The organism is Leptolyngbya sp. DQ-M1, from assembly GCF_039962505.1.
GTDB lineage: Bacteria > Cyanobacteriota > Cyanobacteriia > Leptolyngbyales > Leptolyngbyaceae > Leptolyngbya.
Map to the genome: position 1 here is coordinate 1 of NZ_JAMPLJ010000024.1, position 20,496 is coordinate 20,496.

The 20,496-nt window shown below is 48.9% G+C and carries 16 protein-coding genes and 3 pseudogenes; 9 read left to right on the forward strand and 10 right to left on the reverse strand.

Annotation, left to right across the window (positions count from 1 at the left end; all coding sequences use genetic code 11):
* Positions 1 to 111: 111 nt before the first annotated feature.
* From NC981_RS24720 to NC981_RS24730, 3 genes are read left to right on the forward strand one after another with little or no spacing between them, the layout of a single operon-like run.
* Entirely contained in the window at positions 112 to 498 is a 387-nt protein-coding gene (locus NC981_RS24720) for a pentapeptide repeat-containing protein (protein WP_348245476.1), read from the forward strand.
* Between the two features lie 49 nt (positions 499 to 547).
* Entirely contained in the window at positions 548 to 748 is a 201-nt protein-coding gene (locus NC981_RS24725) for an SRPBCC family protein (protein ID WP_348245461.1), read from the forward strand.
* Entirely contained in the window at positions 741 to 980 is a 240-nt protein-coding gene (locus tag NC981_RS24730; protein ID WP_348245462.1) for a hypothetical protein, read from the forward strand. The genes NC981_RS24725 and NC981_RS24730 overlap by 8 nt, the downstream gene beginning before the upstream one ends.
* A gap of 886 nt (positions 981 to 1,866) precedes the next feature.
* Here the strand turns inward: NC981_RS24730 and NC981_RS24735 are convergent.
* The 4 genes and pseudogenes from NC981_RS24735 to NC981_RS24750 all read right to left on the reverse strand — a co-directional run bounded on the left by NC981_RS24735 (position 1,867) and on the right by NC981_RS24750 (position 5,548).
* Complete coding sequence (locus NC981_RS24735; protein ID WP_348245463.1) at positions 1,867 to 2,007, reverse strand: hypothetical protein; 141 nt, start codon at positions 2,005 to 2,007, stop codon at positions 1,867 to 1,869.
* A gap of 106 nt (positions 2,008 to 2,113) precedes the next feature.
* Positions 2,114 to 2,806: pseudogene (locus NC981_RS24740) on the reverse strand (IS6 family transposase).
* Positions 2,807 to 3,199: 393 nt separating this feature from the next.
* Positions 3,200 to 4,981 (reverse strand): AAA family ATPase, encoded by a 1,782-nt coding sequence (locus tag NC981_RS24745; RefSeq protein WP_348245464.1) that lies wholly within the window; start codon positions 4,979 to 4,981, stop codon positions 3,200 to 3,202.
* Between the two features lie 303 nt (positions 4,982 to 5,284).
* Positions 5,285 to 5,548 (reverse strand): hypothetical protein, encoded by a 264-nt coding sequence (locus tag NC981_RS24750; RefSeq protein ID WP_348245465.1) that lies wholly within the window; start codon positions 5,546 to 5,548, stop codon positions 5,285 to 5,287.
* A 320-nt stretch (positions 5,549 to 5,868) separates the two neighbouring features.
* On the opposite strand from NC981_RS24750, the gene NC981_RS24755 reads away from it, so the two are divergent.
* Positions 5,869 to 8,151, forward strand: coding sequence for a molybdopterin-dependent oxidoreductase (locus tag NC981_RS24755; RefSeq protein WP_348245466.1), 2,283 nt, complete (start codon positions 5,869 to 5,871; stop codon positions 8,149 to 8,151).
* A gap of 143 nt (positions 8,152 to 8,294) precedes the next feature.
* Here NC981_RS24755 and NC981_RS24760 read toward each other — a convergent pair whose 3' ends face one another.
* The gene (locus tag NC981_RS24760) at positions 8,295 to 9,419 is read right to left on the reverse strand and encodes a site-2 protease family protein (RefSeq protein WP_348245467.1); all 1,125 of its coding nucleotides are present in this window, start codon (positions 9,417 to 9,419) and stop codon (positions 8,295 to 8,297) included.
* Between the two features lie 221 nt (positions 9,420 to 9,640).
* On the opposite strand from NC981_RS24760, the gene NC981_RS24765 reads away from it, so the two are divergent.
* The gene (locus NC981_RS24765; protein WP_348245468.1) at positions 9,641 to 11,005 is read left to right on the forward strand and encodes an FAD-binding oxidoreductase; all 1,365 of its coding nucleotides are present in this window, start codon (positions 9,641 to 9,643) and stop codon (positions 11,003 to 11,005) included.
* A gap of 219 nt (positions 11,006 to 11,224) precedes the next feature.
* Positions 11,225 to 12,790: a gamma-glutamyltransferase gene (gene ggt / locus NC981_RS24770; RefSeq protein WP_348245469.1), complete on the forward strand. Its 1,566-nt coding sequence runs from the start codon at positions 11,225 to 11,227 to the stop codon at positions 12,788 to 12,790.
* Between the two features lie 352 nt (positions 12,791 to 13,142).
* On the opposite strand, the gene NC981_RS24775 is transcribed toward ggt, so the two are convergent.
* Complete coding sequence (locus tag NC981_RS24775; protein ID WP_348245470.1) at positions 13,143 to 13,868, reverse strand: transposase; 726 nt, start codon at positions 13,866 to 13,868, stop codon at positions 13,143 to 13,145.
* A 42-nt stretch (positions 13,869 to 13,910) separates the two neighbouring features.
* On the reverse strand, positions 13,911 to 14,210 hold the full coding sequence (locus NC981_RS24780) for a transposase (RefSeq protein ID WP_348245471.1): 300 nt from the start codon (positions 14,208 to 14,210) through the stop codon (positions 13,911 to 13,913).
* Positions 14,211 to 14,497: 287 nt separating this feature from the next.
* On the opposite strand from NC981_RS24780, the pseudogene NC981_RS24785 reads away from it, so the two are divergent.
* A pseudogene (locus tag NC981_RS24785) lies at positions 14,498 to 15,150 on the forward strand (IS6 family transposase).
* Positions 15,151 to 15,343: 193 nt separating this feature from the next.
* Positions 15,344 to 16,180 carry a dienelactone hydrolase family protein gene (locus NC981_RS24790; RefSeq protein ID WP_348245472.1) on the forward strand — a complete coding sequence of 279 codons (837 nt, stop codon included), beginning with the start codon at positions 15,344 to 15,346 and terminating at the stop codon, positions 16,178 to 16,180.
* A gap of 413 nt (positions 16,181 to 16,593) precedes the next feature.
* Here NC981_RS24790 and istB read toward each other — a convergent pair whose 3' ends face one another.
* From istB to NC981_RS24805, 3 genes and pseudogenes are all read right to left on the reverse strand, one after another.
* The gene (istB, locus tag NC981_RS24795; RefSeq protein ID WP_348245473.1) at positions 16,594 to 17,355 is read right to left on the reverse strand and encodes an IS21-like element helper ATPase IstB; all 762 of its coding nucleotides are present in this window, start codon (positions 17,353 to 17,355) and stop codon (positions 16,594 to 16,596) included.
* A 171-nt stretch (positions 17,356 to 17,526) separates the two neighbouring features.
* Complete coding sequence (gene istA / locus NC981_RS24800; RefSeq protein ID WP_348245474.1) at positions 17,527 to 18,921, reverse strand: IS21 family transposase; 1,395 nt, start codon at positions 18,919 to 18,921, stop codon at positions 17,527 to 17,529.
* 141 nt (positions 18,922 to 19,062) lie between these two features.
* A pseudogene (locus tag NC981_RS24805) lies at positions 19,063 to 19,839 on the reverse strand (transposase); the annotation flags it as partial.
* 166 nt (positions 19,840 to 20,005) lie between these two features.
* Between NC981_RS24805 and NC981_RS24810 the strand changes: the two are divergent.
* On the forward strand, positions 20,006 to 20,413 hold the full coding sequence (locus NC981_RS24810) for a hypothetical protein (protein ID WP_348245475.1): 408 nt from the start codon (positions 20,006 to 20,008) through the stop codon (positions 20,411 to 20,413).
* Positions 20,414 to 20,496 lie beyond the last annotated feature (83 nt).

The following is a 20,496-nucleotide window of genomic DNA, read 5'->3' on the forward strand; positions in this document are numbered from 1 at the left end:
ACGAAAGTGGACGGACTGATTGCTGACTTAACCACCGAAACCGTTGCTTCTGTGACTGGCTTTAGCTTTATCGTAGATGCTCTATCTGTCGCAGGTATTTTTTGATTTGGTATTAACCAAGCAAGACTAAATCAAGCAAATTTAGCCGATGCCGAAATGATTCAAGTTTGTTTGATGCACGCAGACCTGAGCGGGGCAGATCTCAGCGGGGCAAATTTGATCCATGCAGATTTAAGTGGTGCAGACCTCAGTGAAGCGAAGCTAGGTGGATCAAATTTGCAGAAAGCAGACTTGAGTAAGGCAGATCTAAGCGGGGCCGATTTCCGGGGCGCAAATTTGACGGGAGCAGATTTGAGTGAGGCAGATTTGAGTGATGCAGACCTGAGTGGAGCACATCTAAGCGAAGCAAATCTAACGGGAGCAACACTTGACGGAGCCAATATGGACAAAGCGGGGTTAAGTAGAACGATAATGCCCGATGGCAGCATCCATGACTAGATTTCAGAATGATTGTGAGCCCATGCTTGAGCGCAGTGTAGAGGTAGATGTGAATTGTTCTATAGAACAGGTTTACGACCTCTGGGCAAACTTAGAAAATGTTCCACGCTGGATGCCCCTTGTCAAAAGGGTCAGACGCTTACCCGGAGATGAAGAACTATGGCATTGGACGTTTGGTTTAGGCTTTCCACTTCTAACTAAATGGACTTCGCGCATTACTCAACGCATTCCTTTACACTTAATTGTCTGAAAATCGATTTCTGGGCTATCAAATCGCGGTTGTGCCGAATTCTTTCCGAGCGATCGCGGTTGTCGTTTACGTCACGCTTGCTTTCGACCTACCCGGAGGAATCGTGGGAGCCTTATTAGAGAGAATCGGTGTGGATCGTTGGTTAGAAGCAAATTTAGTAGAAAGCTTGAATCAGTTTCAAATCCAAATTGAGGCAGAAGTACTTCGACAGACTGTTCGATCGGGTAGTTAGGAAAGTCTAGAATAGAGATACAGCGATCGTACTACGCGTCGCGAGGCGACAATATGAACGCTAATGAAGTCCTCAAACGGTAGGCAGACGGGCAAAGAAGTTTCAGAACGCAAGGTTTAAAGAACTTGAGCCTTATGAGAGCAAATTTAAGCGGGGCTGATTTTACAGAGCCAAGTTTAGCTGGAGCAGATTTGACTGATGCAGACCTAAACTATACCAATTTGAATTAGGTAACTTTGAAAGAACTAACGAGCGAAGCAACCTTAAAAGGAGCTATGCTGCCATTGGCAGCATTTACAACGATTTTTTGGAATCTGCTAATGACTTGGGTACTTAATTAGCTACTAAAATACAAGAACTTTTAAGTGGAGGGAAGAAGATGACGAAAGAGAAAAAAGGCAATAGAGAAGCTAAAAAGCCGAAGGCAAATTCTCAAGATACGAAGAAACAGAAAAAAGACCCGAAAAGGTACGATGGAATACAACTGAACAATTTCGGAACTTAAAGTAGAATCTGATTCTATTCCCTACTTTTCCAGTAAGTCAGGGTGACTAGCTTGCTTCTAACTTCCACTACTAATTTGACAATCAGTAGATGGAGGTTTTTTCTGTGCTTTGCAATTCAAAGTCTAAAGCTATTAGTCGTCTTAGAGACTTTATTTTTACCACGATCGCACCCTTTTACTATCAAGTCCACATAACTTTCAAGTTCATAGGCTCTGTAGCTACCACGTAGAAAATGACTTTTAATATGCCTACTTCAACCCATATTTCTCCAAGAGTTCTGTCCCGATCCAATCTTAGTCTTTCCGGCAAAACTACGTTCGATCGCAGTACAACGAGCCAGCATATCTGTCCTTGCTGCTCCTATGTTCTCCTCCGCCATGTCAGATCAGACGGAGTGTACTGGCACTGTAGTCATTGTCATGCAGAAATGCCAGTCTGGTGAGTTCTGTTGCAAAGGTTTTTAAGTGACAAACAAACTGGTCTTGTTCGTATTTCTTAAGCAGTAACTCCAAAACTCTCATTGATGAATGCTGCTTGAGATACACTGTCCCCTCGAGGCACTATCAACTTAACGGAGCAGATTCAAAATTAGGCACGATAATTCCTGAGCAGTCTTGATCCCTCTGATTACGCAGCAGAATTTAGCCCAGCAACTTCTCGCCAATCTTCAAACCGTTGGCGTAGCTGTTCTCGATATCGTTTCGCACTCAGTTCATGTTGCTTCGGGTGAAAGTGTCCTCGGATGGGTCCAAATGTGGAGAGAAAGCGTTGTGCTTGCCCTGGAGATTTGAATCGTCGCATTCGCCTTTCTCTGACTCAGGTGGGTTGATGCAAATTCTCTGCTCGGTTGTTCAGTCCTTTATGCTGTCGATGCTCCACACGCTTCATCACTTGTTTCTTCGCCGCTTCATAGCTCTTCAGTTTGTCGGTGACCATCACCCGCGGCACGAAACCTTGTTTCTTCAGCAGCTTACGGAAAAACCGTGCTGCTGCCTTTGTATCTCGATGCCGTTGCAGAAACACCTCCAGCACGTTCCCCTCTGAGTCCACCGCTCGCCACAAATAATATTGCTGCCCTTTGATGTTGACGACCACCTCATCGAGATACCATTTATCTGCAATGTAAGGTCGTTTACGACGCAATTGATTCGCGTATTGCTGCCCAAACTTCTGACCCCATTCTCGAATCGATTCATACGTCACCTCGATGCCTCGGTACAACATCATTTTCTCGATATCCCAGTAGCTCAAGGGAAAAGTGTAATACAGCCAAACGCAGTAGCTAATAATTTCGCCAGGAAATCGATGACGGGAGTACATGGGCAAGCAGGCAAGGTCAACGCTGAACCAGTACGATTATTCTACACTCGGGTTAAGCTGACAATGCCCAACGTTGAACCAGTAGGATAATTCTACAGTCCGGTTAACCTGACAGTACCTTTCAAACATATTATAGTCGTCCTTGAAAAACTCAAAAGCCTAATAAGATCAACATTTGTAGCCGATAGAAACAATCAAAAAATTGCAGTTAAATCGCAATTTCAGCCTGGAAGAACTGTGAATCCCGTCGATCAGATGAACTATGCTGAGCTATTTCAGGGAGATCCATCTGATCTGGTTTGCGCTCGATCATGCTCGCATCGGGCCTTTAGGGGCTCTTCGTCAAATCTGCCAAAATTCGATTTTTTCAAGGACGACTATTATAGGAGAGCTTCAACGAGTCATTTCGCGCTGTAGCAATAGTCGCTGGTAGGCGATCGCAAAGTCTTCCACTGTAATTTGTAAAGCACTAGGATCACTCAAGCCTTGAACACGATAGCGACGAACCGCCTCCAGCGCTGCTTGATTGCTGAGCAGTGCTAAATCTGCACCGTTCCATCCCTCGGTTTGCACCGCAAACGATTCTAAATCCACATCCGCTAATGGACGATCGTGATTATGAACTTGCAAGATCTCAAGACGGCTCCCTTGATCGGGTAGATCGACTTTGATCTGCAAATCCAACCGTCCGGCTCTCAATAAAGCAGGATCTAATGTTTCTGGGCGATTGGTCGCTCCAATGAGAAGCACGTTAAGGCAGTCATGCAAGCCGTCGAGTTCGGTGAGGAGTTGACCCACCACGCGATCGCTGACGCCTGAATCGCTTTGATATCTCCCTCGTGCAGGCGCAAGCGTATCAATCTCATCCACAAACACGACACAAGGCGCTGCCTGCCGTGCTTTCGTGAACAATTCCCTCACCGCTTGTTCAGAGGCTCCAACCCATTTGCTCAGCAATTCTGGACCATTCACTGCAATGAAGTTCGCCCGCGCTTGAGCGGCAACGGCTTTCGCTAACAACGTTTTTCCCGTTCCAGGCGGACCCCATAGCAGAATGCCACGAGGTGCTTTGGCTTTTGTGTGGTGATACAGTTCGGGATAGAGTAGCGCCCCTTCGACGGATTCTTGCAGTGTTTGCTTAATGGATTCAAGTCCACCGATCGCATCCCAAGTCACTTTAGGTGCTTCAATCTCAATTGATCGCAGTACCGCAGGTTTAATTTCTTTGATCGCCTGAAAAAAATCCGCTTGCGTGACGGTCATGCGATCAGGCAAGGGACCCTCTAAGGTTGGTAATAGTCGCCGCAGGGCAAGGTAAGCAGCTTTTTGCGTCAAAGCTTTGAGGTCTGCGCCAACCATGCCGCCTGTTAGATCTGCGATCGCATCGAGATCTACGGATTCATGTAACGGCATGGCAGCGGTTAGAATTTCGAGAATTTCCAAGCGTCCCGCCCGATCAGGAACCCGAAATGCAATCTCGCGATCAAAGCGTCCAGGACGGCGCAGTGCGGGATCAAGATGATCCGGGCGATTCGTTGCAGCCAGGACAATAATGCCTTTCGTTTTTGCGAATCCATCCATCAGGCTTAACAGTTGCGCGACAACTCGTTTTTCGACTTCCCCTTCCGCTTTGGCGCGATCGGGCGCAAGGCTGTCGATTTCGTCAATAAAAATAATGCAGGGAGCAGAGCGAGTCGCTTTTTGAAAAATGCTCCGCAGTCGAGCTTCTGCTTCCCCATAGTATTTGCCCATTACCTCCGGACCCACGAGCGCAATGTAGTTGATATCAAGATCAGCAGCTAATGCTCGCGCTGTGAGCGTCTTGCCAGTTCCAGGAGGACCTGTGAGCAATACCCCCGTCGTCGGTTCTAACCCCAGGGCTGCTAATAGTTCAGGACGCTTAAGGGGAAGCTCCACCAGTTCGCGCAACTCGCCCAGTACCGATGATAGTCCACCCACTCCAGTAAGCGTGGGTGGACTATCATCGGTACTCGGTGGCGTGATGGGAACTGTAGAGATGGAGTCCGTTGATGGCTCGTGGGTTGGACGGCTCCGCTCAGTCACGCGAATGTCAGGCTCTTTCGGTTCGCGCCCTTCGATCACTCGGACGATATCCAGCAGCTCTTCAAAACCTTGATCGACGAGGGATTCCAGCTCTGCAAAAAAGTTATCCATACACCTTGCCTACCTCTATCTTCAGTATAGAGAGTTGCGATCGAGTCGGTGGACGTTGGATGAAAGCCTTAATGAGATAAAAAAGTTAGAGTACAGATTTCCAATGGCTCACCTCGGTAGATAGAAGCCACGATCGTGCAAGAGATCAGATTGCTAGAAGTCAGAACACTGTTGCAACATCGAATTGCCAATGAGGTGTTGCTAGAAACTGGCGATCGTTAAACCAAGGAAAACATTGAGAGAAAGTCTAAGACAATGTGCATTGTAACGATCTCAATCAACACACGATAACCCGCGCCGCAATTAACAAGTCACAATCCAAGCGTAGGTCAAAACGCCAATCACCCCTAAGCCAACCACAAGTTCCCGTTGTTCCTGCCAAATCCGACTCACACTACCTAGTAGAAAACGAACTGTGGCACGACGTTCCTGACCCAACTCTGCCATCAAGATTTTTACTCTCGCATCTACCTCTTCTAAAGAAACTTCACCCCGTTGGTATGCCGCCTCTAGCTCGTTCAACCTGCACCAATATTCGTTGGTTGATTCCATTAAATTGGGAATCATCGCGATAATCACTTCAATGTTTAACTTTTGTAAACACCTTAGCGTGAAGGTGAAAGCGGTATGTTCGATCGAAGGTTAGAACCGTTGTCGCCATTTAGTTAGAACCGCTCCTCTCTCTGCTGATGGAAGTACCCTCGATCGCGACAGGTTGTGTAGAAGTCTTGCTGATCCCTCAAGCTCATATCTACACTGCCAGTGAATCTGACAAAGTACACCCTTTGAGCACTCCTAATGGCTTAGGGATTAGCTGAGCGATCGAATCCGATTTCTCAACTGCGGGTGCGATCGTCAAAACTTCTGAAGAGAGAGGAATTCCTACTATGAGCAACTGGCATCCCACAGCGTGTATTTTATGTTCACGAAATTGTGGTCTTCTTGTCCAGGTCGAAGCGGGGCACTTAGTCAAAATTCGGGGAGATCAAAATCACCCGATTAGTGCTGGCTACCTTTGCCAGAAAGCGGCGCAACTAGATCATTATCAGAATCACGTTGATCGATTGCATCAACCGCTGCGCCGAACCCCAGATGGAAGGTTTGAACCCATCTCTTGGGACACTGCTATTGCCGAGATTGCTGATCGATTAATCGCACTCCGAGACGCACATGGTACGGATTGCCTCGCTTACTATGGCGGCGGCGGTCAAGGGAACCATTTGGGCGCGATGTACAGCAGTGCATTTCGTCAGGCAATGGGAATTCGGTACTACTACTCTGCCCTAGCTCAGGAAAAAACAGGCGATTTCTGGATCAATGGCAAACTCTTCGGGCGACAGAGTTGCCACATCACGGAGGATATCGAGCATACCGACTGTGCAATCATTATTGGCACTAATCCTTGGCAATCTCATGGCATCCGCAATGCTCGTCGAACTTTGAAGCAGATTGCGAAGGACCCGTCGCGTACTCTGATTGTTATCGATCCACGTCGGACTGAAACTGCACAACTCGCGGATATCCATCTTCAGTTGCGTCCAGGTACCGATGCCTTTCTACTCGCAGCGATGTTAGCAACGATCGTGCGTGAAGGCTTGGAAAACCGCCAATTCTTGCAGCAACACACCGTGGGATTCTCAGAACTGCGTGAGGTGCTGTTGCAGGTTCCGATCGACGAATACATTGCACAAACTGGACTCGCACCAGAACAAGTCTTTGAGACTGTTCAACGGCTCACTAGAGCAAAATCCGCCTGTGTTCGGGTAGATTTGGGATTGCAGCAGAGCCGCAACAGCACCCTGAACTCCTATCTAGAGAAGTTGCTCTTCTTACTCACCGGAAATCTGGGTAAGCGAGGAGGCAATACCTTTCATAGCTTCTTTCTCCCGATCGTCGGGCACTCTGAACCCAAGGGTAAAGCGCGATCGCTCCTCAAGACTGCTGTCACGGGTGTCGCTGAAATTGCCGAACTGTTTCCCCCGAACGTCCTTCCAGCAGAGATCGACACCGACCATCCTCAGAGAACTCGTGCCCTGATTGTCGATAGTGCAAACCCGATCGTTTCAGCCGCAGACACACAAGCCTATCGTCAAGCTTTTGAGAAATTAGAGCTGCTCGTCGTCATTGATGTCGCAATGACGGAAACCGCTCGATATGCTCACTACATCCTGCCAGCCCCTTCCCAATTTGAGAAATGGGAAGCTTCATTTTTCACTTTAGATTTCCCGAAGAATGGATTTCATCTCCGCAAGCCCCTCTTCGCTCCCCAATCTGACACACTACCGGAGCCAGAGATCTACCGACGCTTAGGAATTGCGGCCGGAGTGGTACCCACGTCATTTCCCCTGCTCACAGCAGCCGCTCGTTTGCATCGTCGATTCCCCAATCTCGGCATCTACTACTATGCGCTGATTAGCGCGATCTCACTCCGACCCAAGCTGAATCAGATTGTTCCCTTTGTCTTGCAAGGATCGCTGGGCAAAACGTTACCCGATGGCGCAGATGCAGCGGCTCCCTTCTGGGGTGCAAGTCACCTCTATGTTCGGCAACATAGTGCAGCCGTCGCTCGCACCGGACTCAAAGGACGAGGGAAAGCACTGGCAGAAGCCCTCTTTGAGCGAATTATGACAAGTCCTAGTGGGACAGTGTTGAGTCATCACCGCTATGAAGACACATGGTCGTTTATTCATCATCGGGATGGTCGGGTACATCTGCTCATTCCTGGGATGATCGAAGCACTTCAAGCCCTTCCCAATCAATCGGATGCAACTTCGGAAGACTATCCACTGATCCTAATTGCGGGAGAGCGACGTGCCTACAACGCCAATACAATTTATCGCGATCCTGCCTGGAGAAAGGAGGATTCCGATGGGGCATTGCACATTCATCCATCGGATGCGGCTCGTTTCGGATTAGAGGAGGGTACGATCGCAACTTGTGAATCATCTCGCGGAAGTATCCAGGTTCGGGTTCAGATCAGCGATCAGCTCCGTCCCGGCGTGGTTAGCTTGCCGCATGGGTATGGTCTTGACTATCCCGATGCAACCGGACAGCGCACTTCACACGGTCCTTTGATTAACCTTCTCACCGATGCCAAGCACTGTGACCCCATTAGTGCCACACCGTTTCACAAGTATGTGCCCGTTCGCTTGAAACCCGCATCACCCTGAGCCGCCATCAAGCTAAGGTATGCAAAAAACTTCAGGAGAGCAGTTGCCCACTCCCCTGAAGTTTCACCATGCTGACTGTTCTTGATTTCAGGTCTGTCATCCATACGGGTCATCGGATGATCACCGTACCGTTTATGCTGAGTCTAAGCCGGAGCAGTTTGTACGCGATTCTGTAGCAGATTCACGATCGCAGTTTTTTCCAGCAAGCCCACTAAGACATTGTCCTCTTGGATAACAGAGAGTGCCGTTAACTTACGTTCTTCCAAGAAGGTCACCACTTCTGATAGGGGACGATCGCTCTGCACCATTAAGGATGGATCAAGCGGTTTTACAAGGGATTGAACCAAGGTTTCAGACCAGAGCTCACTCGGAATTGCTTTCAAATCGTCGATGGCAAGAGTACCAATGAGTTGCCCATCAGAATTCGTGACTAAAAACTTCTGCCATACCCGCTGATCCAGAATCCGCTGGTCGGCAAACGCTCGCAATGTTGACGAAGCAGCAACAACCGGACTACTTGCGCTAACTGCATCAGATGCCGTCAGCCCTGCTAATTTATCCAAGACCACACCAGATTGGGCAGCTTGACTAGCATTTTGGAGTAAGAACCAGCCAATCAGGATATTCCAGAAGTTCAGCCCACTGCCAAAGACAACTAGCGGCAGAAGTCCTGATGCGATCGCCAGCCAACCGATCAGTTGACCCACCCGACCTGCAAACTTCATCCCTTTGTAAGGGCTGCCCGTCACTTTCCAAACCAATGCTTTCAGAATGTTGCCACCATCAAGCGGCAAACCCGGAATGAGATTAAAGAGCGCTAACGCTAAGTTAACCGAGACCAAGACGCCCAAGATTGCGGCAGGTGCGCCAGATACCCCAGTACCGACTGCAAAAAGCGTCGCTAAGCCAGCGAGGAGCAAACTGACTAAGGGGCCTGCGATCGCGACCTGAAATGCCTCGGCTGGGGTTTCCGACTCTTTTTCTAAACTTGCTAATCCCCCAAATAGGAACAACGTAATGGATCTAACGCCCACGCCCTGCTTCAACGCTACAAAGCTGTGTCCGAGTTCGTGAGCCAGCACAGAGCCAAATAACAATAGCGCTGTGAACAACCCTAAACCCCAAGATAGCCCTGAGGGTAAATTTGGGAATTGGGCTGCCAATCCTGAGCCATAGCTGAAGGTGACTAAACCCAACACCAAAAACCAGGACGGGTTGACATAGAAAGGAATTCCAAACAAACTGCCGACACGAATGTTGTTATTCATATCGGGTACCTCCGATGTTATGAGCGCCTTTGCTCTTTCTTCTTTAATGTAACGAAGTGTGAAACACTTTCTCATTTTTCTACTACCGTAATTACCGTCTCTTTCTGGTTCGTCTCAGGGAGGGAAATACGGATTGGAATCGCTATTCTCCAGTGCGAATTTTCTGAAATGCTCCTCAGTTTGCTTGTGTCTATGAAAAGCAAGCGATTTGGGACAATATAATGGCTGAACTCACTGGAAAAGTCATTTACGCAGGCGAAGCAGGGTATGCAGATGCGCGTCTGAACTTCAATACGCGATTTGCTGCCTCGCCACTGGCGATCGTCTTCTGTCAGTCTGTGCAAGATGTCGTCAACGCTGTAAATTGGGCGCAGATGAGCGGAGTTCCAGTACGAGTTCGGGGCGGACGGCACAGTTATGAGGCGTTTTCGGTTGCAGATGATGCGCTGATTATTGATCTCAATGACATGGAGCAGATTCGATTCGATCGCACCACAGGACAAGTAACCATTCAAGCTGGCGCAGAACTCGTTCCGATTTATGAAACCCTTGCCGCAGAAGGGGTAACCATTCCAGGTGGGTCTTGTGCAACGGTGGGCATTACCGGATTGACACTAGGAGGCGGCTATGGATTACTCGCTCGCTGGAAAGGATTGACTTGTGATAGCTTGCAATCTGTGGAAATGGTAACGGCTGTGGGAAAACTCATTGTCGCCAGTGCGACTCAGAATAGCGATCTGTTCTGGGCATTGCGGGGTGGTGGAGGTGGAAATTTTGGTATTGTGACGGCACTGAAGTTCCAAACTCATGCGATCGATAAAGTCACCGTCTATCAACTCAAATGGGATGCTAGCGAGATAGAGCGAGTGATTCAACAGTGGCAAGCTTTTGCACCAGAGAGTGACGATCGCCATACGAGCATTTTGAAACTCACACCGGGAAGCTCGGTCTACGTGGTGGGGCAATTTGTGGGAACCGAAGCAGAATTACGCAATGTACTCGCGCCTTTATTCTCAATCGCACCGAAAGAAAGCTCGTTCGAGACATTGCCTTACTTGGGAGCAATTTATGCCTTTGCTGGGTTGAAGCCAGATTATCCAAAGCGCTTAGCCCATTGGCATGGTTCACAGACGAAATTCAAGAATGCTTCTGATTATGTTGCTCGTCCATTGGATGCAAAGGGCATTGCGACGATTGTTCAATTCCTTAGGCAAGCGCCGAGTCAGAATGTGGTGCTGCAATTTGATAGTTATGGTGGCGCGATCGCCAAAATTCCCTCTGGTGCCACCGCTTTCTTCCATCGCCAAGTGAAGTGGAACATTCAATATCAGGCATATTGGACAAAAACGCAGGAGCAGGCTGCTCACATTAACTGGGTGCAGAACTTCCGCTCAGCGATGCAGCCGTATGTCACCGGGGGATGCTACGTAAATTACTGCGATCGCTCGATTAAAAACTGGCAAACCGCCTACTACGGAAGTAATTGGCAACGATTGAAGCAGGTAAAACAGCAATACGATCCGGGTAACTTTTTTAGTTTTGAACAAAGTATTTCTGCTTATCCTGGCGATCGTGGACTTGCCTAAGCAATCAATCGACGATCGAGGCGGCAATCGAGTCATTGCTTACTCAAAACATTGCGTTGATAAATTCGTTGGTAAATTGTGCTTGAGATACACCGAAGGAACTTCAGCGACAGGAGGAGGACAAGTTTCGTTGTGAGGCGAAGTAGAGCCGTCTTGTAAAAGCATTTCTTATGTAAACTAACTCAACACTCAAAAGTTAAAAAAGTTAAAACAGCCCCTATGCCCCCAAAAATTCAAGGTGCGATCGCCGCAGGACACGCCAAAACCGTCGAAGCCGGGTTAGAGATGTTTCGGCTGGGGGGCAATGTCTTTGATGCGGTTGTGGCAGCAGTCATGGCATCTTTTGTCGCTGAACCCACTTTGACTTCTCCCGCAGGCGGTGGCTTTCTGCTCGCGCATACGCAGGCTGGAGAAAACGTTCTATTTGACTTTTTCACTCAAACGCCACGCCAGAAGCGCCCGCGAGATGCAGTTGATTTTTACCCAGCGCAAGTCAGATTTGGCAGCGTTTCACAAGAGTTTCATATTGGGCTGGGTTCAATTGCCGTTCCGGGCACGATCGGCGGACTGCTGCACGTCCATCGACGACTGGGACGGTTGCCGTTAGCTTGGGTCGCTGAACCCGCCATTCACTACGCCAAAACTGGAGTTGAAGTCACTACCTTCCAGAGCTACTGTTATCAGATTTTGGCACCGATTTTGCTCAATAACCCTGGCTCACGGCAGGTCTTTACCGTGCAAGGAGCGTTACCGCAGCCCGGAGCGCTGATTACGATGCCCGATTTGGCGGAAACGCTGTCCTACCTAGCGGCAGAGGGTGCCGACGGCTTCTACAGGGGCGAGATTGCCCATCAGCTTGTGAAAGACTGTCAAGCGCAGGGGGGCTATTTAACGCTAGCTGATTTGCATCATTATCAGGTAATTGAGCGGCAGCCGCTGACAACCAGCTATCGCGGCAGAACTTTTCTCACCAATCCACCGCCCAGTTCCGGGGGAGCACTGATTGCTTTTGCGCTAGCATTGCTAGAAGGCACAGATTTGCCAAAGCTGAAATTTGGCTCGACTGAACAAGTGCGCCTGTTGGCTCGCGTTATGCAGCTAACTAACCGAGCCAGAGCCGATGGTTTTGATGCCAATCTCTATCAGGCTGACGTAGCAAAGCAATTTTTAGCGTCTGCCCATTTGGCTACCTATGCCCAGCAGTTAAGTCCTCATCCAGTCAATAAATGGGGCAGCACAACTCATCTTAGTGCCATTGACAGTGAAGGCAACGCCGCCAGCGTCACGACTTCTAACGGTGAAGGTTCGGGTTATGTGATTCCGGGGACGGGAATCATGACCAACAACATGCTGGGAGAAGCCGACCTGCATCCGCATGGCTTTCACAGCTGGCAGGAGAACGTCCGTATCTCCTCAATGATGGCTCCAACAATGATTCTGCGGCAGCATCAGCCAGAGATTGTGCTCGGTTCTGGCGGCTCTAATCGAATTCGCACGGCGATCTTGCAGGTGATTTCCAATCTGCTAGATTTCAACCTGTCGGTAGAGCAGGCAGTGAACAGTCCGCGAATCCATTGGGAAGATGGAGTATTTAACCTGGAACCAACCTCTGAGTCACTGGTGGTTGACCGCAGCATTTTTCCATTTGATCAAGTGCTAGAGCTGTGGCAGCAGCAAAATATGTTTTTTGGTGGTGTTCATGCCGTGACTCGTAGCCAAAGTGGAGAGTTTGCCGGGGCGGGTGATCGACGGCGAGACGGAGCGGTTGGGATTCTAATGGATTGAATCATGGGCGTGATTGCAGCAGTGCAATCTAGAGGGGAGAACTGATAACTACCATCTGTTAGATTAAGTTGCATCTAGGTCAAGCCCACTCATTATCAGGATATCAGGATTCGGAGGTTCATCCTCTGTCGTCTCTTGAGTATCCTGTGTTGTCTTTAAAGCCTGGTACCTAGGGCGAATGCTAGAAACCGCTTGTAGACTTACAACGGAAATCCTCAGAGCGCAATCTGAACCTTGTGGCGGTATCGCACCAGAGATTACCCATGTGGGTACCATCCTCGTTCGGGAATGCAATCGGCTGGTATTGATGCTCCTATAGATGTCAAGTGTTTTTTGTGTTCTTAAGCCTGACTCACGTCAGGCACTTCGGAAGTTGAGCGTGGCTTGCGAATGAGGTGATAAATCTCTCTTGCCACGTAGCGTTTGAGACAGCGAATGATCTCTCGTTTCGACAGTCCTTGTGCGGTGCGACGGGTAACGTAGTCCTGGGTCGGCTGGTGCATCGCATTCGGACAATGACCACGCGAAATAGGGCAGCATTCGCCTGACGGTTCCCAGCTCGGTTGAGGCGATGCCGCTGAGTTTTGCCGGAAGACGCTGGAATCAGACAAACGCCGCACATCTTGGCAAAGGCAGCTTCAGAATGGACGCGCTCGGCATTCTCACCAAAGGTGATCAGCATCTCGGCGGCCGTATCGGTGCCAATACCAAACGCTTGCACTAATTCAGGGGCTGCTGCTTGAGTGAGCGTTGTCAGGTGCTGGGTATGCGTTTCAATTTCCTCATGCAACTGTGCCCATCGTTTTGCCATTGCCGCGAGGGCATAGCGCATTGCCGCTATCGGCGTATCAAGTGTCCCAACTTCGAGTTGTTGACACGCTTTGATCAACTGAGGAGTGGACAGGGGTTCCAACTGTGCTCGTAGTGCTGCATCGGCGGTGACAATCATCGCTTTGAGTGCGACCATGACTTGTGTCTGTGCTTTGACGGCGGTATCTCGTGCTGCTTTGAGAATCCGAATCATTTCCACTGCTCCTTCACTCGATTTCGGCGTTGCTGTGGCTTGTCCAGCTAGCACTTGTCGAGCCGCATCTTCTGCATCGAGCAGATCATCTTTGCCCTACAATCGTTGCTGTCCTCGACGACAAGGGCGGCTCACTTCCACCACTTTCAGTCCTTGACGACGCAGGAACTGGGTCAGACCCTTGCCATATGATCCGGTTCCTTCTACGCCAAATGCAACCTGTTGTCCGAACGTCTTCGCCCAATTCAACAATTGTTGGTATCCTGCTGGCGTGGCAGGCTCGATGCGCTCTCCTAATCGTGTGCCTAAGGCATTCAGAGCCACCGCAGCGTGAGTGTCTTTGTGTGTATCTACACCGATGATGATCTGAGTCGAATCAATTGTGTTCTGTGTCATCGTTCACCGCCTGATTGAAGAGCAGAACTGCTTGCAGGACTGGGTGAGCGGACAAGACTGCGATGGGACTTTTTCAAGCCAGGCTCCTATCAGGTCACGATGCCCAAGCCACACAAACAACAAGGGTCTTTCTGCTGCCAATCGACAAATCAATACAAAGGCACAAAGCCGGTCAGGTTATGAGTCAGATTGGCAGCAGAAAGACTCTTCTATCCTCGCAGTCAGGTTAATCGGAACGTAGAATAATCGGACTGATCCAATCCAATGTTGATCGCATCTGCTTGCCCATGTATTCCCGCCATCGATTTCCCGGTGAAATCATCAGTTACTGTGTTTGGCTGTATTACACTTTTCCCTTGAGCTACTGAGATATCGAGAAAATGATGCTGTACTGGGGCATCGAGGTAACCTACGAAACGATTCGAGAATGGTGTCAGAAGTTCGGACAGCAATACGCCAATCAGTTACAGCGCAAGCGTTCCTACATCAGGGACAAATGGCATCTCGATGAAATGGTGGTCACAATCAAAAAGCAGCAATACTATTTGTGGCGGGCGGTGGACAGTGAAGGAAACGTGCTGGATGTCTTGCTGCAACGACATCGAGACACGAAGGCAGCAGAGCGATTCTTCCGTAAGCTGTTGAAGAAACAGAGCTTCGTGCCACGGGTGACCGACAAGCTGAAGAGTTACGAAGCGGCAAAGAAACGAGTGATGCCAAGTGTGGAGCATCGACAGCACAAAGGGTTGAACAATCGGGCGGAGAACTCTTACCAATCGACCCGAGTGCGAGAACGACGAATGCGACGAAGTCTCCAGGGAAAGCGCAACGATTTGTCTCTACTGCTGACCCGATTCGATCCCACTTTCATCCCAAGCAACATGACCTGAGTGCAAAACGATACCGAGAACAGATGCGCCAACGCTTAGAGGATTGGTGAGAAATCACTAGTGTGAAAGATGTTGCGTAAACTGGAGTGAGACTGACGATTGAGGGATGACCGTGCTTAATTTTAACTACTCCCGGTTAAGTTGACAGTACCGTTTTTGATATCCTCTAAAGATTGCTACAGATATAATTTGAGCACAGCCGCTTTTATGCTGAACCTTTACTGCTAGGCAAGGAAAATTTCAATGCATGACTTTGTTGGGTTTGATTTTTCTGATGATGGACTCAATCGTCGTGTCTTCCACAAAGGCGATGGACCTGCTGTTATTCTTATGCATGAACTACCGGGAATGATTCCAGAATGCGTTGACTTAGCGCGGCGCATTGTTGATGCAGGCTTTACAGTCTATCTACCACTTCTTTTTGGCAAACCGGACGCACCGCTCTCAATTCCCAACACGGTAGCCTACACAGCCCAACTGTGTATCAGCCAGGAATTTTACTGCTTCGCCAAACATCAGTCTAGCCCTATCACCAACTGGTTACGCGCACTTTGCCGGGAGGCTCACAAGAATTGTGGAAGCGGAGGAGTGGGTGTGATCGGCATGTGTCTCACGGGTGGTTTTGTTCTGTCCTTGATGGCAAATGAGTCGGTCATTGCGCCGATCGTGGGGCAGCCCTCCCTACCCTTCGGCATTACTCGTTCTCATAAGGCTGCGTTGGGAGTTTCAGAACAGGATTTAGAGGCAGCCAAAAAAAGAGCAGACCAAGGTATCCCCATTTTGGCATTGCGGTTTTCTGAAGATAAGATTAGCCCATCTGAGAGATTTGAGAATTTGCGGCGACAATTCGACGGCACACCCGATGTCATAGAAGACAGTTCTGAACTCTGTTGGCAACGTGGGAGGATACTTGAAATAATTGAAATTAATTCTAAACCTGGCAATCCCTACAACATTCCTCAGAACGCTCACCCGACTCTTACACTTGGCTATCGTGGTAGTGATCACCCCACTCACCGAGCCTTTCAGCGTGTCCTTGAGTTTTTAGAGGAACAATTTTCAAGGAAGTCCGAAGTTTAGGATGCATATTGCCAAGAGTAAGCAATGGAGTAATGGCTTTGAGCTATTTGCAATCTGGGCACATCACAGCAACTACCTTATCAGTCACAGAGCTCCAACAAGTGAATCGTGAGCATTAGCGTCAGCAACTGTTAGCTCCCTTTTCGATTGGGCGATTCTACACCGATAGTTGGAGAGCCTACTTACGCTTGTTGGATGAGCAGTGCATATTTGCACAACTTCGGCACCTAATTCTCACCTTTCTTCGGCAGGTGATTCTCACTCAACTTCGGCAGGTCTAACGATAGCGTAACGGAACCGAATGAAAATTGCAAGCATTTATCTCAGAGGAATCAGATTGAGAAACGCTGAATCTAATGCAAGTGGCATGTGGTGAGAAATGCAATTATGAATCATCCAGAACAAGGGTCGCCTCAATCTAAGTCAATGCTATCTGGATTCATTTTGACTTTACTGGTGAGTTTTCGCATCGATTCACCTTTGAGAACTAAGCGAATCGAATCATGCACAATTCGGTCGAGCATCGCATCCGCAAGCGTCGGGTCTTGGATCTGAGAATGCCATTGATTCACGGGGAGTTGAGTCGCGAACAAACACGAAGCAGTTCGGTAGCGGACATCGAGTAAATCTAATAAATCGCGAGCCTGGTCAGATGCCACTGGATCTCTGAGCCAATCATCGAGAATGATTAATTCAAAGGTGGCGATTTGTTGTTGAAAGCGACGGAATGAACCATCGGCTTTAGCAAACTTCAATTCCATCAGCAAATCTGCACACTTGAAGTAGCGCACTGGATGTCCCAGGGTGCAGAACTGATCTGCTAACACACTCGACAAAAAGGTTTTTCCGACTCCAGTCGCACCGACGATAATCAGATTGAGATGGTCTTGAACCCATTTGCCACCTGCGAGTTCGAGAAACTTCGCTTTCGACAAGCCGCGTGAAACGGTGAAGTCAATATCACTCAGATGTGCGGTTGTGGTGAGCTGAGCTTGTCTTAATCGCCGCTGTAAGCGCATCTGCGAACGATGCAGTTGTTCGCGCTCCAGCAGTAACGTCAAACGGTCTTCAAAGCTTAAGTCGTGATAAGTCGGACTGTTGCATTGTTCCATCCAAGCATCCAGCATTCCCACCAGTCGCATGGCTTTTAGTTGTTCGGTGACAGAACTCGTCATAGGTTAAGGTTGTGGTTAATGATAATACTGAGAACCCCGCAGATTCGAGTGTTCAATGGCAGGGGTGACCTCGGGTTCGGATTCGACAGTTGCCGCATCGAGATGAGTTGCCAAAATCGAGCGCAATCGCCGCAAGCCCACCATGCCAAAAGCGTTCGCGCGACGACACGCTCACTCCAGCCGCTCTGTTCCATGTGTCGTGGCCAGTCTTTGCATTCCTCGAATCGAACGAAAGGCTTGTTCCTCATGCGCTTTCGCATTGAAGATGGCTTCGACCTGAGTGCGCGTGTGGCTCCCGATCTGATCTGCCCAAGCCAGAAAGCGCTCTTTTGATTGACGTTTGTATGCCCAATGCTCTGGGGGCATATGGTCAGCGACCGTGGTGTGACGATATTGCACACGTGAGCGTTCGTGAACTGCAATCCGCTGATGATCATGAAACACCTCAATCAGATGCTCTGAAATCTTGACTTGCACTTCTCGTTGCACATACCAGTAAGGCACTGAATAGTAGTGCTTTTCAACTTCGAGATGATAGTCAAGATTCACCCTGGCAGTTTTCCAGCGGGCAAACACAAACGGCTGACCCGGTAACGGTTTGAGGGCAGGTTTGTCCACTTGCTCAAACAGAACGCGACGGGAGACTCCATAGCCGCTCATCACCCGGTCATTGAGATGCTGCAACCGCACCCGAATCGCTGCATTCAAATCCGTAAAACTGGTGAAGCGTTCATAGCGTAACGGGGCAAGAATTTGTCGTTCGACTTCTTGAACGGCTTTTTCGACTTTCGCTTTATCCTTGGGCTTGTTCGGACGAGCAGGGAGAATGACCAGATTGAAGTGCCGAGCGAACTCTTCGTAGCTGCGGTTGATTCCGGGTTCATAGCGGCAAGGGTCGGTCACGCCGGATTTGAGATTATCCGGGACAATACACTCTGGTACACCCCCAAAAAACTGTAAGGCGCGTTGATGGGCACCAATCCAGTGCGGCAATTCTTGACTCGGTGTCGCTTCGGCATAGGTGTAGTTCGAGGCACCCCAACAGGCAACAAAGATTTGGGCTTTCGTCACCGCGTGAGTCTCTGGATGAATCACCTCAACGGTCGGACCACAATAGTCTACAAATAGCTTCTCGCCTGCTTTGTAGACTTGTCGCATCGTCAATTGCTGGCGGATTTTCCATTTGTTGTAGCGCCGACAGAATGTACCATAGCTGCATTGCCATTGTTGTTTGTCGATGCCTTCCTGCCACAAGAGCGCGAGTGTCACTCCTTTGCGTTGCCGTTCTATCTCTAGCGTTGTAAAATCAATTGTCTCTGGCTGTTCTTTGGCTTTGCGTTTTCCTTTGCCTAATTGTTCTTTCGCTTCACTATCACTCAATTGTTGAATTTGTTCATAGCTTAATCCTTTTGCCGTTGCTCGACGAATGTAATCTTGTACTGTTGACCGGGCAACCGCACAACTTTGTGCAATCGAACATTGGCTATACCCCATCTCATGCAGACGGATGATCTCGCGAAACTTGTCCATCGACAGTAACTCTCCTTGTTGCGTTCCTTTGCTCACGTCGTTTACACCTTCAGGTCAACAGTGACCGCAGTGTAAAGCGTGGTGCCGAAGTTCGATGAGAATTACCTGCCGAAGATAACTGAGAATCGGGTGCCGAAGTTACGTGAGAATCACCTGCCGAAGTTTATGCAATTTTGCAAATCTATTGGTGAGTTCGTGGGCAAGCTTCCAAAACCAATCAGAGCGGCGATTGCAAACATCCTCATGCTTGCGTACCAGGTTCAATCGAGCGCGTTCACGATTTGCAGAACCTTTCTGCTTCTTAGACAATAGGCGACTGGCTTTCTTGATGGCATTGAGCGATTGTTTCAGGAACAAAGGAGACTCAATTTTGGAACCATCCGAAACGGTGATGAACGTCTTGAGTCCAAAATCAAAGCCAGCGATTCTACTCGTCTCGACTTTGGTTTGTGATTCATCAACGCCATCAACCACGACAACCATAAACAACTCTCCTAGTGGAGTGCGTTTTATGGTTAAAGTTTTGACAGTTCCCTCTAGTTCTCTGGATGTCCAAAATTGATAAACTCGGCTCCCGATTTTGATTCGATTGCCACCCAAGAATTTATAGCCAGCTTGTTTCAGGGTGAATGATTTGTATCGTTTGACTTTCTTGAAATTTGGCGGTCTAACTCCTTTCTTGTGATGCTTAAAGAACAGTTGATACGCTTTCTCAATGCGTTGAGCGATATCCTGTACCGCCTGAGATCCAACCAATTGCCAGAATGCTTTACGCTTTCTCAATTTGGCGATATGGCTCTGAAGCTTGTTGCAGTTCAAATGCTTACCCCACATCCGATAGTACCGTTTGTGAAGCGCAATGGCGTGATTATAGATACTTCCAGCAGCGTTAATTGTCTGCTTTAAATACCGATTCCGCTTGTGTTGATAAAGCTTAAACTTCAGTGTTCTCATAGCTACTATTTTCTCATCTCCACTAAGAGAAGGCAACTAAAGTTGCCCGTGTCGCATTTCATCCCACGACTGAAGCCAGTGCGCTTTCACACTCCCGTTCTACTCTGTAATTCTGGGGAGTGACCAGCAACGGCTCCATGAAGAGGTAATTACGGCAGGTGGGGTGTTGAAGGAAGGACGGTTCAGCCGTCTGGGGGTGATGCAACTGCAAGCCGCATTAGGTGCCGTGACCTTTGGTTCCGTCCCGGAAGCCATGCAGCAAAAATTAGCCCAGATGTGGGACAAGTATGCAGACCCCTTGATGCAGGCGTTGGAAGTGCGGAAAGGGGAACGTAGCACGAGTCTGCAACGGGATTTGCAGAACCGGGCAGAAAAGGAAATTACCGATATCACTGCCATTCTGACGAAATTACAGAAGAGCATCCTGAAGGAGTTGGAGGAACCGCAGGTCGAACAATTGACCTTATTTAGCACGCCAGAGCGGGAGCAGTTTGAGCGCAATATGAACAGTCTCAAAGCCAGGGCAGAACAAATTCCCAGAGAGACTAAACCACTATGCACTGAAAGTACATAGGTTCCTTCAGGGCTGAAAGCCCAAGTGAACTCATTCCAGCAAGAAATTGTCGTTGTCCTGATTTGATGGATTTCGATGATGTT

Coding starts and splice junctions, on each gene's coding strand:
- NC981_RS24735 (WP_348245463.1), bottom strand. CDS start 2,007: ATGAGAGTTTTGGAGTTACTGCTTAAGAAATACGAACAAGACCAGTTT.
- NC981_RS24745 (WP_348245464.1), bottom strand. CDS start 4,981: ATGGATAACTTTTTTGCAGAGCTGGAATCCCTCGTCGATCAAGGTTTT.
- NC981_RS24750 (WP_348245465.1), bottom strand. CDS start 5,548: ATGATTCCCAATTTAATGGAATCAACCAACGAATATTGGTGCAGGTTG.
- NC981_RS24755 (WP_348245466.1), top strand. CDS start 5,869: ATGAGCAACTGGCATCCCACAGCGTGTATTTTATGTTCACGAAATTGT.
- NC981_RS24760 (WP_348245467.1), bottom strand. CDS start 9,419: ATGAATAACAACATTCGTGTCGGCAGTTTGTTTGGAATTCCTTTCTAT.
- NC981_RS24765 (WP_348245468.1), top strand. CDS start 9,641: ATGGCTGAACTCACTGGAAAAGTCATTTACGCAGGCGAAGCAGGGTAT.
- ggt (WP_348245469.1), top strand. CDS start 11,225: ATGCCCCCAAAAATTCAAGGTGCGATCGCCGCAGGACACGCCAAAACC.
- NC981_RS24780 (WP_348245471.1), bottom strand. CDS start 14,210: ATGACACAGAACACAATTGATTCGACTCAGATCATCATCGGTGTAGAT.
- NC981_RS24790 (WP_348245472.1), top strand. CDS start 15,344: ATGCATGACTTTGTTGGGTTTGATTTTTCTGATGATGGACTCAATCGT.
- istB (WP_348245473.1), bottom strand. CDS start 17,355: ATGACGAGTTCTGTCACCGAACAACTAAAAGCCATGCGACTGGTGGGA.